This is a genomic window from Sphingomonas zeae (genome assembly GCF_014197135.1).
Taxonomy (GTDB): Bacteria; Pseudomonadota; Alphaproteobacteria; order Sphingomonadales; family Sphingomonadaceae; genus Sphingomonas; species Sphingomonas zeae.
The window spans coordinates 364,871-378,332 of the sequence record NZ_JACIFA010000003.1 but is presented as its reverse complement, the minus strand read 5'-3'; the positions used below and the strand labels follow the sequence as shown (position 1 = coordinate 378,332).

At 68.0% G+C, this 13,462-nt stretch carries 9 protein-coding genes; 6 read left to right on the top strand and 3 right to left on the bottom strand.

Annotation, left to right across the window (positions count from 1 at the left end; genetic code table 11):
- Positions 1-147: 147 nt before the first annotated feature.
- On the top strand, positions 148-765 hold the full coding sequence (locus GGR45_RS07065) for a hypothetical protein (RefSeq protein ID WP_175312047.1): 618 nt from the start codon (positions 148-150) through the stop codon (positions 763-765).
- A 58-nt stretch (positions 766-823) separates the two neighbouring features.
- Here the strand turns inward: GGR45_RS07065 and mgrA are convergent, their stop codons facing one another.
- Both mgrA and GGR45_RS07055 read right to left on the bottom strand, forming a co-directional pair.
- Positions 824-1,900: an L-glyceraldehyde 3-phosphate reductase gene (gene mgrA, locus GGR45_RS07060; RefSeq protein ID WP_175312048.1), complete on the bottom strand. Its 1,077-nt coding sequence runs from the start codon at positions 1,898-1,900 to the stop codon at positions 824-826.
- Between the two features lie 67 nt (positions 1,901-1,967).
- Entirely contained in the window at positions 1,968-5,153 is a 3,186-nt protein-coding gene (locus tag GGR45_RS07055) for a helicase-related protein (protein ID WP_175312049.1), read from the bottom strand.
- A gap of 196 nt (positions 5,154-5,349) precedes the next feature.
- On the opposite strand from GGR45_RS07055, the gene GGR45_RS07050 reads away from it, so the two are divergent.
- A complete protein-coding gene (locus GGR45_RS07050; protein WP_175312050.1) occupies positions 5,350-6,153 on the top strand; it encodes an SDR family NAD(P)-dependent oxidoreductase in 804 nt (267 codons plus the stop codon).
- Positions 6,154-6,220: 67 nt separating this feature from the next.
- Complete coding sequence (locus tag GGR45_RS07045) at positions 6,221-7,078, top strand: glycoside hydrolase family 16 protein (protein WP_175312051.1); 858 nt, start codon at positions 6,221-6,223, stop codon at positions 7,076-7,078.
- Positions 7,079-7,103: 25 nt separating this feature from the next.
- On the opposite strand, the gene mgtE is transcribed toward GGR45_RS07045, so the two are convergent.
- On the bottom strand, positions 7,104-8,462 hold the full coding sequence (mgtE, locus tag GGR45_RS07040) for a magnesium transporter (RefSeq protein ID WP_175312052.1): 1,359 nt from the start codon (positions 8,460-8,462) through the stop codon (positions 7,104-7,106).
- Between the two features lie 276 nt (positions 8,463-8,738).
- Here mgtE and GGR45_RS07035 point away from each other — a divergent pair, with 276 nt between their 5' ends.
- From GGR45_RS07035 to GGR45_RS07025, 3 genes are all read left to right on the top strand, one after another.
- The gene (locus GGR45_RS07035) at positions 8,739-11,888 is read left to right on the top strand and encodes an autotransporter outer membrane beta-barrel domain-containing protein (protein WP_285138781.1); all 3,150 of its coding nucleotides are present in this window, start codon (positions 8,739-8,741) and stop codon (positions 11,886-11,888) included.
- Positions 11,889-12,028: 140 nt separating this feature from the next.
- Positions 12,029-12,523 (top strand): RNA polymerase sigma factor, encoded by a 495-nt coding sequence (locus GGR45_RS07030; protein WP_175312322.1) that lies wholly within the window; start codon positions 12,029-12,031, stop codon positions 12,521-12,523.
- The gene (locus tag GGR45_RS07025) at positions 12,520-13,455 is read left to right on the top strand and encodes a FecR family protein (protein WP_175312053.1); all 936 of its coding nucleotides are present in this window, start codon (positions 12,520-12,522) and stop codon (positions 13,453-13,455) included. Before GGR45_RS07030 ends, GGR45_RS07025 begins: the two co-directional genes overlap by 4 nt.
- Positions 13,456-13,462: the final 7 nt, after the last annotated feature.

Here is a 13,462-nt window from a genome sequence, read left to right as displayed (position 1 = left end):
TCGTCCGTCAGCCAAAACAGGTCGCTCATTACCAGTCTCCTCACGGAGCCTGAATCAGATCGCGACGCTCACATCAATGGGTCCTGACCCTAGGGATTAAATCGGACGTGCCTCTCGTTGTCTCTCCAGAAGTTAAGGAGAACGATGATGAAGAACCTTTTTTCCGGCACCGCGATCCTTGCTGCGGCATTTGTCGCGATGCCCGCTTCGGCCCAGCTGCTTGGTGGCGGCGGTGGCCTGGTCGGCGGTGGCGCTCTGGCGGGCCGGCTCGGCGGTGTCACTGGCGGCCTGACCGGCGGGGCGAACGGCACATTGAACGGCGCGAGCCAGAGCGGCCGCACCGCGACCGACATGGCGACCCGGACGCGCGCTTCGGTGCGGGGCGACCGCAATGTCGACCTGCGCCGTGGCCGAGTAGCGGCTTCGGGGGAAGCCGCCGGCAGCTCGACACTGAACAGCGCGACACGGGTCGGTAGCCAGTCGGGCGGCGCCAATGGCTCGGCCTCGGGCACCGTCGGCGGCGGCGTGGATGTCCAGCTGATCGGCACCGATGCGGTGCGCGATGTGGCGGGACGCGGGGTTAACACGGTCGGTAATGTCACCGGGCGGGCACGCGACACCGCCGGGGCGGTCGGCAACCGGGCGCGGGGTGCTGTCTCCAACCTGACCGAGCGCGCCGCCAATGCCAGTGGCGCTGTCACGGGCTCGGGCAGCGCGCTGGTCTCTGCTCAGGGACAGGGCGAAGTCACCAGCGCCGCCAAGTAACGGCGCTGTCGTTTAAGGGTGATGCGCCCGCCCCCCGAGGCCGGGTACATCGTCCTATTCAGGCCGGTATTCCTTGCGCAGCCGGCAGTTCGGCGATGTCGGAGGATTCGGACCAAAGGTTGATGCCGCCATCGTCCGCTGCCTGGTCGATCGCGGCCAGCTCCTCTACGGTGAAGTCCAGCCGCGCGACCGCATCGAGCGAGTCGTCCAGCTGCTCGACCGTCCGTGCGCCGATCAGCGCCGAGGTCACGCGGGGATCGCGCAATACCCAGGCGATCGCCATCTGCGCCAGAGTCTGCCCACGCGCCGCCGCGATCTCGTTCAGGCGTCGGGTGGCGGCCAAATTCTGGTCGGTCAGCAGTGACTGCGAAAGCGACCCGCCCCGAGTCGCGCGCGCATCCTGAGGCACGCCGTTCAGATATTTGCTGGTCAGCATTCCTTGCGCCAACGGCGAAAAGGCAATGCAGCCCGTCCCCAGTTCCTCCAGCGTCGCCAGCAGATCGCGCTCGATCCAGCGGTTCAGGATCGAATAGCTCGGCTGATGGATGAACAGCGGCACTTTCTCCTCAGCCAGGATCGCCGCCGCGCGCCGGGTCAGACCCGCGTCATAGGACGAGATGCCGACATACAGCGCCTTGCCCTGCCGGTGGAGCTGTACCAGCGCACCCATCGTCTCCTCCAGCGGCGTGGTCGGGTCGACCCGGTGCGAATAGAAGATGTCGACATAGTCGACGCCCATGCGCTTGAGGCTCTGGTCACAACTGGCGATCAGATACTTCTTGGATGAACCGATATCGCCATAAGGCCCCGGCCACATGTCCCAGCCCGCCTTGGTCGACAGGATCAGCTCGTCGCGGTGGGCGGCGAAGTCACGGGCCATCACGCGCCCGAAATTTTCCTCCGCCGAGCCGTAGGGGGGGCCGTAATTGTTCGCGAGATCGAAATGGGTGACGCCCCGGTCGAATGCGCGGCGCAGGATCGCGCGACCGGTCTCGAACACGTCGGTCCCGCCAAAATTCTGCCACAGCCCCAGGCTGATCGCGGGCAGCTTCAGCCCGCTGCGCCCCGTCCGGCGATAGGGCATCCGGCCGTCATAGCGCGCGGGGTCGGCGGTATAGGGATCGGGGAAAGCCATGACACAAATCCTCTTCGTTCTGACGCGCGGCTCTACGCCGCATGGGCGCTGTCGCCAATTTCTTCGATCAAGCCAGCAACTCGCTCAGCCGCGCGAGCCGGTCGTCGGCGCTTTCGAGGCGTTCCTTTAGCAGATAGCGCCCGTCCTTCTCCTCCAGCCCCTCAAGGCCGCCCAGATCGGTATCGCGGCCATGCGGAGTGAGCGCGATGGCAGCAGGCCCCGCATCGATCCGCGCGATGCCGAGCGACCGCATCCGCTCGCGCAACCGGGCAAGGATCAGCAGCGTCGCGGCATCCTCGGGCAGTTCGCCGAACCGATCCTCCAGCTCCGCCTCGAACGCATCGAGCGCGGCATCGTCGCGCAGTCGTCCCAGCCGGGCATAGAGCGAGATGCGCAGATCCTCGTCGGGTATCCATGTCTCAGGCAGCCGACCCTCGACACCGATGCGCAGTTCGGGTGTCCAGCGCTCGACCGTCTCACCGCGCGCGGTGCGCAGCGCGTCTTCGAGCAACTGCTGATACAGCTCGACGCCGATCAGCCGCATATGCCCGGCCTGTGTTTCGCCCAGCAAATCGCCCGCGCCGCGCATGTCGAGGTCGCGCGCGCTGATCGCAAAGCCCGCACCCAGCCGGTCGAAAGCCTCCAGCGTGCGCAGGCGTTTCAGGGTACGCGGCGCGATGGCATCCTCGCCCTTGGCGAACAGCAGCACCTGGCCCCGCCGATGGCCGCGACCGACCCGACCGCGCAACTGATGCAGCTGGGCCAGGCCGAAGCGGTCGGCATGGACGATCGCCATCGTATTGGCGCGCGGTACATCGAGACCCGCCTCGATGATGTTGGTTGCCAGAAGCACGTCGCCGTCCCCCCGTCCGAAACGGACCATGACGTCATCGATTTCGGCGGCGGGGAGCTTGCCATGCGCCTGCATGACCTCCAGCTCGGGCACGATCCAGGCGAGTTTCTCGGCGAGCGGCGCCATGTCGGCGATGCGCGGCACCACGACGAAGCTCTGCCCGCCGCGCGACCGCTCGCGCAGCAGTGCGGCGCGCAGCGTCTCGGGTGAGAAGGTCGAGACAGCGGTGCGGATCGGTTGGCGCCGGGCGGGGGGCGTGGCGATGATCGACAGCTGGCGCAGCCCGACCAGCGCGGCCTGGAGCGTACGCGGAATGGGCGTGGCGGATAGTGTCAGGACGTGGCCCGAGGACAGTGCTTGAAGACGCGCCTTGTCGGCGGCGCCGAAACGCTGTTCCTCATCGACGATGACCAGGGCCAGATCCTTGTACGTCACACCCTTGGCCGCGACCGCGCCGGTGCCGATCACGATCCGGATACTGCCGTCAGCGAGACCCGCCTTGACCCGGCGCTTCTCGGCGGGCGTCGACAGGCGCGACAGCCCGGCGACGGCGATGCCTGCCTCCTCGAACCGGGTGGCGAAGCTGTCCAGATGCTGGCGGGCCAGCACGGTGGTCGGCGCGGCGACGATCACCTGTCGCCCGGCCAGCGCGGCGATGGCGGCGGCGCGCAGGGCGACCTCGGTCTTGCCGAAGCCGACGTCGCCGACCACCAGCCGGTCCATCGGGCGCCCGGAGGCGAGGTCGGCCCGCACCGCCTCGATCGCGGTCAGCTGGTCCGGCGTCTCGCTGTACGGAAAGCGGGCCGCGAACCGTTCATAGTCGGCGACCGGGGGATCAAGGACCGGGGCATGGCGTCCGGCGCGTTCGGCGGCCATCTCGGTCAGCTGGCGGGCGGTCTGGGCGATCGCCTCGTCTATGCCGCGGCGTCGTTCATGCCAGCTTTTCCCGTCGAGCGTGTCGAGGCGAACCGCGTCGTCCTCCCCGCCATAGCGCCATAGCCGGTCGGTTTCGGCAATGGGGACCAGGCGCGTGGCACCCCGCGCATATTCCAGTTTGACCGCGTCGCTCGTGACGCCATCCTGGCCATCGATCGCCTGCAGTCCGGTCACCGTGGCGATGCCGTGATCCTCGTGAATGACAGTGTCACCAACGCGAATCTCGGCGGTCTGCATCAACGACAGGTCGACGCGTGGCGCGATTCCTTCTTCGCGTTCGGCCCGGCTGCCCAGCAGATCGGCGGCACTGACCGCCAATATGCCGTCGCGCGCGAACCCGCGCCCGGCTGGAGCGGCGAGCGTCAGAAGCGATCCGGCCTTGGCCTTCGCGATCTCCTGCCAGCTTGCGACGCGGGTTGCAGTCTTGCGCAGGACATTGTCGAAGCGTTTGCCCAGAAAGCGCAGGTCGCGTTCACTGCCGATCAGGACGACGCGGCCGCCCTCCTTCATCGCCGCACGGGCGGTGGCGGCGAAATCACGCAGGGGCGCGCGGCTTTCGACAAAGCGCGCGGGTGGCTCGGCCAGACGCGCTATGGTGGAGGTTTCGCGCTGGCCAAGCGCCTTTTGCCAGGCGTCATCCGCGAGCATGTCGCGTGCCACACGCTTCGAACCCCGTCTGGCGACATCGGCGCTCAACAGCAGCAGACGGCGCCGACGCTCATCGGCGGCGGGCTCGATGATGACGCAAGCACTGGGCAGATGGTCGAGCAGGCTGGTCGGTGTCGTGCCGAGTGGCGGCTCGGCCACCCGACCCAGCTCGCGCCGTTCGATCTCGCCCGTGCTGCGCTGGTCGGCCGCATCGTAGGAGCGGATCGCGATGATCCGACCATCGCCGACCTCAATGCGCAGCGGCTGTTCGGCATCGGCGGGAAATATGTCGAGCACCTGGCCCCGCAGCGCCACCTCGCCGGGCTCGTCGACCCGCTCATCGGCGATATAGCCCAGGTCGAGCAGCATCGCGTGAAGCTCGGCAAGGTCGCAGGGATCGTCGAGTGCGACGCGGGGCGGCTCGGCGGCGAAGGTCTCGGGCGGGGGCAGCGCGCGCGCCAGGGCCTCGCCGGACGTGACGACGGCAATGCGGCCGCGGTCCTCCGCAGCCAAAGCCATCTGGATACGATGCAGCGCCGACACCCGCTGCCCGACATTGGCGGGGGACGCCGGGGCGTCGTCGCCCGGTAGCGCGTCGGAGCCGGGGCAGAACAGGATGGTCGCGTCGGGGGACATTGCGCTGAGCATTCGCGTCACGCCGAGCGCACGCGCCTCGTCGGTGACGGCAAGCAGGATGTCCGACCGGTCGAGTATCTCTGCCGCGCCGGCTACCAGCTCGGCCACGCCCAGCGCCGGCGCGGGTCCGTCACGGGAGGGGGGCATGGTGGCGATCTCGGCGTGGGACAATATGCGCAACGAACAGCACTCCAGCAAAGACGGCGGACTTTTCGGAACGGGCAGGAGGAACGCCCGTTCCGGCCTGGATCAAAGACTTATCGGGGCAGCTTGGCGGAACCGTAGCGGACTTTGACACTTCATCGCGGGGACGGTTGATCTCTATCGATGATCGACATCACCCGAGCACCGGCTGCACTGCCCAAGGAGAGAGACGATGGATTTGGGTATCAAGGGGCGCATCGCGCTGATCAGTGGAGCGGACTCGGGCATGGGCAAGGAAACTGCACGCCTGTTGCTGGAGGCGGGCGTCCGGGTTGCCCTGACCGACAAGCCGGACGGTACGCTGGACCAGGCGATGGAAGAACTGTTGCCGCTGGGGGACGTGATCGCGATCGCTGGCGATGTCACCAGGCCTGACGAGGTGCGGAACATCTGGACGATGGTGCGCGAACGGCTCGGCGATCCCGACATCTACATCAACGCGGCGGGCGTGACGGGGGCGACGGGCGACTTTCTGAAGATCGATGACAAGGGCTGGCAGGACACGCTCGACATTGATCTGATGGGCGCGGTGCGGATGTGCCGCGAGGCGATCCCAGCGATGCGCACCAAGGGCTGGGGGCGCATCGTCCTGTTCGCTTCGGAGGATGCGGTGCAGCCCTATGTCGACGAACTTCCTTATTGCGCCGCGAAGGCCGGCATCCTCAGCCTGGCGAAGGGACTGTCCAAGGCTTACGGCCCAGACAATGTGCTGGTGAACACCGTCTCGCCTGCCTTCATCGCGACCCCGATGACGGATGCGATGATGGAAAAGCGCGCCAAGGAAAAGGGCGTCGGCTTTGACGAGGCGATTGCGAGTTTCCTGGACGAAGAGCGCCCCGGCATGGTGTTGAAGCGGCGCGGCCGGCCCGAGGAGGTCGCCGCCGCGGTCGCGTTCCTGGTCTCAGAGCGCGCAAGCTTCATCAACGGGGCGGGGCTCCGCATCGATTCCGGTTCGGTTTTCACCATCGCGGGCTGATCCGGCCAGCTTGGCGTCCGTCCAGCAATCGGCTTATATCCTTCCCAAAAGCTCGGGAGGGATGGAAATGCAACGAATGGCTTGGTGGCTGGCGGGCTTGACGTTGCTGGCCACCGGCGGGGCTTCCGCCCAGCAGGTGGAAGCCCCGTCACTTGGCGCAACCAATTATGCCTTTGGCGGCGCGATGACCGCACCCGCCACCCGCCCTACGTTCGGCGACGAGTTTGCAAAGACGATCGACAGGCGCCGCTGGCGCTGGGACATAAGCCAGAACAAGACGGGCTGGCCCAATCACGAGCTGCAATATTATGCGGGGCCGGACCGGACCAACGCCCGGATCGAAAGAGGCGCGCTGGTCATCGAGGCGCGGGCGGAGGCGCTGCGCAACGAGCCCGATTGGGGCGGCCAGCGCTATAGCTCGGCCAAGCTGGTGACGCAGCAGACCCTGGGCTACGGTTTTTATGAGGTGCGCGCGCAGCTGCCTTGCGGACGGGGCATGTGGCCCGCCATTTGGCTGCTGCCCATGGATGGATCGCGCTGGCCCGACGGAGGCGAGATCGACATCATGGAAATGGTCGGATGGAACCCCGACGTGATCCACGCGACCGTCCATTCCGCCGCCTTCAACCACCGGCTGAAGACGCAGCGCGGTGCCGAGGTGCGCGTGGCGGGGGCTTGTACGGACTATCACCGCTATCAGCTGGACTGGACGCCCGACACGATTACGATCGGGGTCGATGGTCGGGCCTATATGCGGGTGAAGAACGACCAGCCGGGCGGCGCGGCGGCCTGGCCGTTCACCCGGCCCTATTCGCTGATCCTGAACCTGGCGGTCGGCGGGGACTGGGGCGGGCAGAAGGGCGTCGACGACGCCGCGCTGCCCCAGGCGATGAAGGTGGATTACGTGCGCTATTGGCAGCGCTGACCATCCTCCCCGGCACGGGGAGGATTTACAGCAACGTCCCCGACAGGATCGCCAGCGCGATGGTGAAATAGATCACCAGCCCGGTGACATCGACCAGCGTTGCGACGAACGGGGCCGAGGCGCTCGCCGGGTCGAAGCCCATCCGTTGCAGCAGGAAGGGCAGCATCGAGCCCGCCAGTGAACCGAAGGTCACGATGCCGACCAATCCGGTGCCGACGGTAGTGGCGACCAGCACCCAATGCGGTCCGTAATCATAGAAGCCGAGCGTCTGCCACAGCGCAATCCGCGCCATGCCCAGCAGGCCCAGGATCGCACCCAGGGCCATGCCCGCGGGCAGTTCGCGCAGCGCCACCCGCCACCAGTCACGCAGGCGGACCTGCCCGAGTGCCAGCGCGCGGATGATGAGCGATGTGGCCTGGCTGCCGCTATTGCCGCCCGAACTCATGATGAGCGGGATGAACAGGGTGAGCACGACCGCGCGTTCCAGCTCGGATTCGAAATGCTGCATCGCGCTGGCGGTCAGCATCTCGGAGAAGAACAGGATGCTGAGCCACCCGGCGCGTTTGCGGATCATCGCAAGGAAGCCGGTTTCCAGATAGGGGCCGTCGAGCGCCTCGACGCCGCCGAACTTCTGCGTATCCTCGGTATAGGCGGCGACGAGCGCATCGAGCACGTCGTCGACCGTGACGATCCCCATAGGGCGGCCCTGTTCGTCGACGACGGGCAGCGCCAGCAGGTCGTGGCGGCGGATCAGATGCGCGACTTCCTCGCGGTCGGTGGTCGGCGCGACGGTGATCGGGTCATGGCCGCGCGCCAGGTCGATCACGCGCGAGGTCGGCTCGGCGGCGATCAACTGGCGCAGCGAGACGGTGGCGACCAGCCGCCCCTGCGGTTCCAGCAGGAACACCGAATAGACGGTTTCGCGGCTCCGTTCGACGGTGCGGATATGCGCCAGTATCTCGTCAACCGACGCTTCGGCCGGGCAGGCGACATATTCGGTCGTCATCATGCCGCCCGCGCTGTCAGGCGGCCAGCGGAGCAAAGTCTCGATCGAGGCGCGCACGGTGGCAGGCAGCCCGGCGCGCAGCGCGGCCGCGTCTTCCTCCTCCATGTCGGACAGCACGTCGGCGGCGCGGTCCTCGGACATCTGCGAAAGGAGGGCGACCGCGCGGGCCGGGGCCAGGCGCGACAGGATATCGGCAGCGCAGCGCAGTTCCGGGCTGTCGAGCACGGCTACGGCGCGAGCGTCCGGCATCTGGGTTAGCGCGTCGGCTGCCTCCTCGACGGGGAGCGACTGCAACGTATCGACGAGATCGGCGATGGACAGGCCGCGCCGGGAGGAACGGAAACCGGCGGCCACGCCGGCAATCAGATCGTTGACCATTTCAAACCTTTCGTCCGCACGACCCGGGGCGGACGAAAGCCAGTTGCGAAACTAGCGGACGACCCCGAGGCGTGCGGCGCTACTGGAACTGTCGCTGGACATGTTCTCGCTTTCTGGAACGACGCGGGGGCTCCCGCGCCTGCGCCGCCCTCTGATCCTGCGCGCTGCAATCGTCAACACCCGGAGGCTACCTGACAAAATTTTAATCTGGGCAGCAAGGTTTCGGCGGGGCGGCTCCGTCTGGAGGGACAAAGGCACATAAAGGGGACCTTATCCGTGCATCGCCTGCTCTTCGCCTCGACCGCCACGCTTGCCCTGGCGGCGGGGACGGCCACCTCGGCCCAGACCGTCATCGACACCAAGCGGACCGCGCCCGTCCGCACCGCAACCGTGAATAACGGGGCTGCCGCCGACATCAGCATCGTCGCGGCGGGCAGCGTGGTGACGACCGGCAGCGGCACTGCCGTCACCATCGACAGCAACAACAAGCTGACCAATGCCGGGACCATCCAGACGACCGACGCCAATGATGCGATCGGCATCGGTGCGGCCGCAGGCGTGACGGGCGAAATCGCCAACAGCGGCAAGATCATCATCGACGAGACCTATACGCCCGTCGATATCGACAAGGACGGCGACCTGGACGGCCCTTTTGCGCAAGGGGCGCGACGGACCGGCATCCGCACGTCCGGCGCGTTCACGGGCAACATCACCAACAGCGGCGAGATCACGATCAAGGGCAATGATTCCGCCGGGATCGCGCTCAACGGGCCGCTGACCGGCAATCTGGTCCAGTCGGGCAAGATCAACGTGCTGGGCGATCGCTCGGTCGGCCTGCGTACGGGCGCGGTGTCGGGCAATGTCACCATCGGCGGCTCGATCGTCGCGGTCGGCGAAGGCGCGGTCGGCGCGCGGGTCGACGGCGATATCGGCGGCGCGCTGAACATCGAGGGCGGGATCGGTTCGACCGGCTATCGCTACACGACGCCGCCCGCCGATGTGTCGAAGCTGGACCCGGATGACCTGCTCCAGGGCGGATCGGCCCTGGTCGTCGGCGGCAATGTCGCCGGCGGCGTCACGCTGGGGAATGCGACCGGCAAGGCGGCGGACCTCATCACCAACGGCGCGGCCCCGACGATGCAGATCGGAGCGGCAACCCGTGCGGTCGTGATCGGCGCGACTGGCGGGACGACGCCGGCGCCCGGACTGGTCGTGAACGGCCGCATCACGTCGGTCGGGGTGTATAGCGGCATCCGCTCGACCGCGCTGGCGATCGGTGGCCTGGGCGGCAACGTCCAGATTGCGCAGGGCGTCGCGATCGGCGGTACGGTGCAGGCGACCGCCAACGGTGCCGAGGCGACCGCGATACGGTTCGGAGCCGGAGCCTCGACGCCGGAACTGCGCAACGGCGGCAGCATCACTGCGACCGGGGGCGGCGCGCCGGGCGTGCTGACCAGCGCCGTTCTGATCGAAGCGGGGGCTTCGTTGCCCACGATCCGCAACACCGGATCGATCCGGGCGTCGTCCGCGTCGGCCAACGCCACCGCGATCCTCGACCGTACCGGCGGCCTGACCCTGGTCGAGAACGCCGGGGCGATCGCGGGCGCTGGCGCGGACAGCTCGCGCAGCGTCGCCATCGACCTGTCGGCGAACACCAGCGGCGCGGTCGTGCGTCAGATCGCGCCCGCCACCGGAGCCGCCGCGCCCAGCATCACCGGCGCCATCCGATTCGGCAGCGGCGACGACCGGCTTCAGATCGGCGCGGGCTCGGTCAGCGGGGATGTCGGCTTTGGTACGGGCAACAACCGGCTGGAGATGAGCGGCACCGGAACCTATGCGGGCACCGCCACCTTCGGAACCGGCGCCGACACGCTGACCATCGCGGACACGGCGCGTTTCAACGGCGTGGCGGACTTTGCCGGGCAAGGCCAGGATCTGGTGGCGATCACCGGCAAGGGGGTGTTCTCGGGGCGGCTTGCCAATGCCGCCCATGTCGCGGTCACGGTCGCGAATGGCGGTGGCACCTTCGCGGCCACTGGCGTGACCAACATCGCCTCGCTGAGCCTGGGCGACCAATCGATCTTGAGCGTCGCGCTCGACAAGGCCAATCCGACGGGCAATCTGATCCAGGTGGGCGGTGCGACGACGATCGGCGCGAACAGCCAGCTGGCGCTGCGGGTGTCGGGCGGAACCGACGTGACCGGCCGTTATGTCGTTTTGCGTTCGGGCACGCTGACGGGCGCGAGCAACCTGACGCTCGCGCCCTCGGCCATGCCCTTCCTTTACAAGGGCGCGATCGTTGCCGCGCAATCCAACGAGATCGCGGTCGAGGTCAGCCGCAAGGCCAAGACCGAACTGGGCCTCAGCAACGCGGGCGTCAGCGCCTTCGACGCGATCGATGCGGCGATCGGCAGCGACGCCAAGCTGTCGGACGCGATCCGGGGCATCTATGACGGCGCGGCCTTCCGCGGTGCGGTCGAACAGATGCTGCCCAACTATACCGGCAGCGTGTTCGAGGGCGTGACCCTGGCCTCGCGCGCCGCCGCCGCGCAGCTTCGCGAACCGGCGGGCGAGTTCAGCGAGGAAGGCAAATGGGGCTATTGGCTGACCCCGCTCGGTTGGGATGCGTCCAAGGGCACGCGCTCGACCCGCAGCTATGACGTGCGCGGCTGGGGTGTCAGCGGTGGCATCGAGCACAAGACCGATGCGGGCAATTTCGGGGCTTCGCTCTCCTATATGAGCGGCCGCGACAATGAGGGTTCGGCGGTCAACCGCGTCAACCACAGCCAATATGAGCTGGCCGGCTTCTGGCGTGCCCGTTGGGGTGCATTGGCGGCGCAGGCACGTGGCTCGGCGGCCTTCCTGTCCTTTGACTCGCAGCGCCAGTTCGACGGCGTGGTCGGCACCGAGGCGGTGCAGCGCCGCGCGACCGCCGACTGGAAGGGAATGCTCTATTCGGGATCGGGCTCGGTCTCGTGGGAGCATTGGGTCGGCCAGTTCAACGTGCGCCCCATCCTGGCGGTCGACTATTACCGGCTGAACGAGGATGGCTATCGCGAGGCGGGCGGCGGCACCGGCTATGACCTGACGGTGCGCAAGCGGACCAGCGACGAACTGGCGCTGACCGCCAGCGTTGCAGCGGGCATCAACTTTGGTGGCAATGACCGCTATTCGCAGTGGAGCCGACTGGAGATCGAAGGCGGTCGGCGCGAGCGGATCGCGGGTACGCTGGGCCGCACGGTCGCCAGCTTCGGCAACGGCACGCCCTTCATCCTCGACCCCGAGGCCCGCGACGGCGGCTGGGTCGGGCGCGTGCGCGCGATCACCGGCACCAGCGAAATCCGGTTGAGCGGCGAAGTAAATGCCGAACAGCGGCTGGGCAACGTCGCGCTGTCGGCACGCGCCGCCTTGCAATTCGCCTTTTGACGGGGTTCGTCCGCGTGCATCCCCCCTGTAGCGTGCGCGGGCGACGGGAGCCCCACCTTGCGTCCCGGTGGGGCTCCTTTTCACGGGAGGCTGGTTCGTCTAAACGACGGCACTCCCATTTGATTTTGCCGGTTTCCACCATGCCGCCCACCGGGCTTGAGGCCGTTTTCCTTGCCAATCGCGACAAGCTCGTCCGTTTCCTGACGGCACGCGGAGCGGGCGATGCGGCGGAAGATCTGGTGCAGGATTTGTGGTTGAAGGTCGCAGGCCGGATGGACGGCCCGATCGCCAATCCGCTGGCCTATCTCTACCGCGCCGCCGACATGCTGATGATCGATCGCTATCGGTCGCGGCGGCAGGCGGAGCTGCGCGAGCAGGACTGGGCCGAGGGGCAAGGCCCCGAAGCGCCCCCCGGCACCGAACGCGCGGTGGCGGCGCGCCAGACCGCCGAACAGGTTGCCGCCACGCTGGCGGGCTTGGGCGAGCGGACAGCCACGGTATTTCGCCGCGTCCGGGTCGACGGTATCGCTCAGCGTCAGGTGGCGGCCGAACTGGGTGTCAGTATCAGCACTATCGAGAGCGATCTCCGTATGGCGGCCCATGCGTTGGCCGCGCTGAAGGAACGGATCGGATGAGCCAGGACCGCAACTCCCCCATGCACGGCGTCGATACGGTCGCGATCGACTGGGCGCTGCGCATGGCCGATCCGGCGCGGGCCGACTGGGACGCCTTCACCGACTGGCTGGAGGCCGATCCCGGCCATGCCGAGCGGTACGACCGGGCGGCCATGACCTTGCTCGACGCCGAGCAGGCGCTGGCCGCGCATCCCGACGTGCCTGTCCCGATCGAGCCGGAACCCGTGCGACGCCGACCATTGCGCTGGATCGGTGGCGCGGTGGCGGCGGCGCTGGTCGGGGCGATCGGCGTGACAGCGTGGCAGGACCGGCCCCAGCCCTACGCCATCGAGACTGCCGCCGGGCAGACACGCCGCATTCCGCTGTCGGACGGCAGCGTCGTGACGCTGGCGGGTTTGAGCCGGATCGAGCTGGACCATGCCGAACCGCGCCGGGCGATGCTGTCGCGCGGCGAGGCGTTGTTTCAGGTGCGGCATGACGCACGGCACCCCTTTGCCGTTCAGGCGGGGGCGGTCGCGCTGGTTGATCTGGGTACCGTGTTCGACGTGCGGCTGGGCCAGCAGACCCGCGTCGCTGTCGCGGAAGGCGCGGTGATGGTCGACCCCAAAGGCGCCGCGCTTCGCCTCGACGCCGGGCAGGCGGTGACGGTCGAAGGCGATCGACTGATCCGCTCCACCGTCCAGCCCGATGAGGTCGGTGGCTGGCGCGAGGGCAGGCTGGCCTTTGACGGGGCGCCGCTGGGCATGGTGGCGGAGGATGTGTCGCGCTTCCTCGCCCAGCCGGTGACGGTCGCGGCCGCCATCGCCACGCGGCCCTTCCGGGGGACGATCGACCTGGAAGCAGTGCGCCACGATCCGGCGGTGCTCGGGCCGTTGATGGACGTGAAAGTGCGGCGGGTCGCATCAGGCTGGACGCTGGAACCGCGCGAGTGAGACCGGT

Bases quoted from the DNA above. Each gene is read 5' to 3' on its own strand.
- GGR45_RS07025 (WP_175312053.1), top strand. From the start codon at position 12,520: ATGAGCCAGGACCGCAACTCCCCCATGCACGGCGTCGATACGGTCGCG.
- GGR45_RS07045 (WP_175312051.1), top strand. From the start codon at position 6,221: ATGCAACGAATGGCTTGGTGGCTGGCGGGCTTGACGTTGCTGGCCACC.
- mgrA (WP_175312048.1), bottom strand. From the start codon at position 1,900: ATGGCTTTCCCCGATCCCTATACCGCCGACCCCGCGCGCTATGACGGC.
- GGR45_RS07050 (WP_175312050.1), top strand. From the start codon at position 5,350: ATGGATTTGGGTATCAAGGGGCGCATCGCGCTGATCAGTGGAGCGGAC.
- mgtE (WP_175312052.1), bottom strand. From the start codon at position 8,462: ATGGTCAACGATCTGATTGCCGGCGTGGCCGCCGGTTTCCGTTCCTCC.
- GGR45_RS07030 (WP_175312322.1), top strand. From the start codon at position 12,029: ATGCCGCCCACCGGGCTTGAGGCCGTTTTCCTTGCCAATCGCGACAAG.
- GGR45_RS07065 (WP_175312047.1), top strand. From the start codon at position 148: ATGAAGAACCTTTTTTCCGGCACCGCGATCCTTGCTGCGGCATTTGTC.